This is a genomic window from Streptomyces racemochromogenes (genome assembly GCF_044129415.1).
GTDB classification, from domain to species: domain Bacteria; phylum Actinomycetota; class Actinomycetes; order Streptomycetales; family Streptomycetaceae; genus Streptomyces; species Streptomyces racemochromogenes_A.
Genome location: NZ_JBBDHD010000281.1, coordinates 1 through 1,751, shown reverse-complemented (window position 1 = coordinate 1,751; position 1,751 = coordinate 1). Strand labels below are relative to the sequence as shown.

The window sequence follows — 1,751 nt, the reverse complement described above, 5'->3', positions numbered from 1 at the left end:
AAGCCTGGAAGTGCGCACGTGAGAATGGCGGACGCGCCCGCACCAGTGGTTCTAACCTCCTGGGTTATCGCTTCCCCGATGGTAGCGCGGTGACCGCCGATTGTGTGGAGTTCCTGGGTACGTTCAAGGGTGAGCGCGGTTATAGCGAGGCTGCCACGCCGATCACTAACGCTCAGATTGCAGATGCTGCGCAGCGCGCGCAGGAACTGGCCGACGAAACCATGGCCCGTAAAACGCCATTCCTGGGCGTGTACGGCGCTGCTGACGCGTCCGGCTTTGACGATGGCGTCATGGCGAAGGTGTGTGGCTGTGAATATGTGCGGTTGATCCAGGCGTATGTGGGCCATGCGGTGCCATGTGACGCTGACGGCTTCCTGGTCACGGAGTCGAGCAAGTGAGCAACCATATCGACCGCACCACAGGCCAGCGGTACAGCAACCGTCCCGAAGCAGCGCAACGCGTCCTGGATCGTGTCCACGCGCAGCAACAACGCAACCTGCGCAATTTCCGTCGCGTCATCTGGGCAGTGGCTGCACTGACCGCAATTCTCACTATCGCCGCAATCCTGGGAGTCTGACATGCAAGCTATCGTTACTAAGTACCTGGGGCCTACGGAAAAGCGTAATTCCGTCATCAAGGCAACCGCCGCTGCCGGTTCGACCCTGGTCAACTATAACCACGCGCTGAGCCTGCAGGAGAATCACAGGCGCGCTGCAGCAATTCTGAGTGACAAGTTCGGTTGGAACACTGGCGCTTACGGAACGCTGGTCATGGGTGGATTGCCCAATGGTTCCTTTGCCCACGTTTTCACTAAGGAGTGACACAAATGTCTTTCTATACCCGTAAGCAGTACATGGCCGATCCGTGCCACAGTGCCGATGGTGATCGCAAGGCCGCTGCAGCCGCCGCCCATCGCCGTTATTACGCGCAGCTGGTCAATGCCAGGACCATTGCGTATGTGGTTAGCATCATCGGTGCCGACAAATTGCGCGCAAGCACTGACGAACACTTGAACGATATTCCACTGCGCAAGTGGGACAACCTCACGTCCGGCTTGCCGCTCGCTACCAGCTTCGCCAACCTGGAAGATTACGCGACGCTTGGTGGCCTTGTGTGCGTAGCGAAGGAAGCAGCGCACCAGTGGATTGAGGCAAACAAGTAACGCCAGGAGGTGACAAGATGACGTTATTACACACCGGGGGCCGCGCATCCTACACGCGGGCATGAGGTAGCAGCTATAGCGCATTCCTGGGAGTGCGCTATGTCGGCAATCTCGCCGGTATCGCCATAAGGCCAACCCGATGAACACTGCAATCCATACTGACACTATCGAGCGCGACGGCTACACGTTCCGTGTCGAGCACTTCCACGACAGTGATGCAGGCGCGCCCTGGGAAAATGAGGATGGGCACGGCGTAATTTCCGACTGGACTACGCGCGACAAGTCGCCCGGCGAGCTGGTGTTGAACAGTGATCGTAGCAGCAAACGTTTCTATGACTTCGCCGAAACCTGCCGTATCGCACTGCGCGACGGCTGGGGTTCGCGTGATGCAGAACCCGGCATGAGCAAGCGGCAGATTGCCGCGCTCGCTGCCCGCGAAGACTACGAACGCATGCGCGCGTGGTGCAATGACGAGTGGAGCTATATTGGCGTTGTGGTGACGCTCCTGGACATTGATGGTAATGAAACGGATGCCACTGATTCGCTGTGGTGCGTTGACGATGACGGCGACTACGCGGCCACCGTGGCG

At 58.8% G+C, this 1,751-nt stretch carries 5 protein-coding genes; all 5 read left to right on the top strand.

The window, feature by feature from the left end; genetic code table 11:
- A partial coding sequence (locus tag WDV06_RS36790) for a hypothetical protein (RefSeq protein WP_395514150.1) occupies positions 1-398 on the top strand: 398 nt, incomplete at its 5' end.
- Positions 395-577 (top strand): hypothetical protein, encoded by a 183-nt coding sequence (locus WDV06_RS36785; protein WP_395514149.1) that lies wholly within the window; start codon positions 395-397, stop codon positions 575-577. The genes WDV06_RS36790 and WDV06_RS36785, both read left to right, overlap by 4 nt.
- Before the next feature lies 1 nt (position 578).
- Positions 579-821: a hypothetical protein gene (locus WDV06_RS36780; RefSeq protein ID WP_395514148.1), complete on the top strand. Its 243-nt coding sequence runs from the start codon at positions 579-581 to the stop codon at positions 819-821.
- 5 nt (positions 822-826) lie between these two features.
- On the top strand, positions 827-1,162 hold the full coding sequence (locus WDV06_RS36775) for a hypothetical protein (protein ID WP_395514147.1): 336 nt from the start codon (positions 827-829) through the stop codon (positions 1,160-1,162).
- Positions 1,163-1,301: 139 nt separating this feature from the next.
- Positions 1,302-1,751: hypothetical protein (locus WDV06_RS36770; protein WP_395514146.1), on the top strand; the 450-nt coding region annotated here is incomplete at its 3' end.

Coding starts and splice junctions, on each gene's coding strand:
- WDV06_RS36775 (WP_395514147.1), top strand. CDS start 827: ATGTCTTTCTATACCCGTAAGCAGTACATGGCCGATCCGTGCCACAGT.
- WDV06_RS36780 (WP_395514148.1), top strand. CDS start 579: ATGCAAGCTATCGTTACTAAGTACCTGGGGCCTACGGAAAAGCGTAAT.